This window comes from Leptolyngbya sp. AN10, assembly GCF_050565645.1.
GTDB lineage: Bacteria > Cyanobacteriota > Cyanobacteriia > Leptolyngbyales > Leptolyngbyaceae > Leptolyngbya.
The window spans coordinates 1-883 of record NZ_JBNXVP010000117.1 but is presented as its reverse complement, the minus strand read 5'-3'; the positions used below and the strand labels follow the sequence as shown (position 1 = coordinate 883).

At 49.5% G+C, this 883-nt stretch carries 1 protein-coding gene; it reads left to right on the top strand.

Annotated elements, in window-relative coordinates; translation table 11 throughout:
* Window positions 1–120 precede the first annotated feature (120 nt).
* The coding region (locus ACQ4M5_RS41815) for a transposase (RefSeq protein ID WP_430681702.1) at window positions 121–883 on the top strand (763 nt) is incomplete at its 3' end.

Here is an 883-nt window from a genome sequence, read left to right as displayed (position 1 = left end):
TAGGGCTTGCTGAGGAAGTCTAAGAAGCTTTCTAGGACTGAATTTCAGCGGGATAAATTGCTGATAAAATGCAAGATAAAGCACTATAAACCGTGCAAAAACCTTGCATCTGATTTTACTATGTACCGTCGTTCCACCCCCGGACAACTGTCATTTGAGAACTTCTACTTACCCTTTGGGGGCAAACTCTCTGGAGAGAACCGCTGGGTGAAGTTAGCAGCATTGATTCCGTGGGACGAATTTGAAGCGGAGTATGCCGAGCAACTGAGTGAAGACATGGGCGCACCTGCGAAATCGTTTCGGATGGCATTGGGGTCGTTGATCATCAAAGAACGACTGGGCACGAGTGATGCAGAGACTGTGGAACAGATCCGAGAGAATCCGTACTTGCAGTTCTTTCTGGGATTGTCAGAGTACAGTGACAGTGCGCCATTTGAGAGTTCAATGTTCGTGCATTTTCGCAAACGGTTGACCTTAGAGCTAGTGGGACGCATCAATGAAGCGGTCGTGCTTCCATGCCAGGAACAGAGCAAATCTGAGACTCCTGCAAACGTGGATGCCTCCGAGCAAGATGATAATGACGATGATGAGCCACCCAATCAAGGACAACTGCTCCTGGATGCCAGTTGCGCGCCCAGTGATATTCGCTATCCAACTGACTTGAGCTTGTTGAATGAAGCCCGCGAAGCCACAGAAGACATTATTGACCTCCTGTACGAGCAAGTCAGAACGGCGATGCCGAACAAACCTCGCACCTATCGGCAGGAGGCACGTCAAGCCTATTTGAGCGTCACCAAGCAACGCAAAGCTCAGGGCAAGACAATGCGCAAAGCAATTCGCAAGCAATTGAGCTATGTCAAGCGCAACCTCGCTCACATTGATG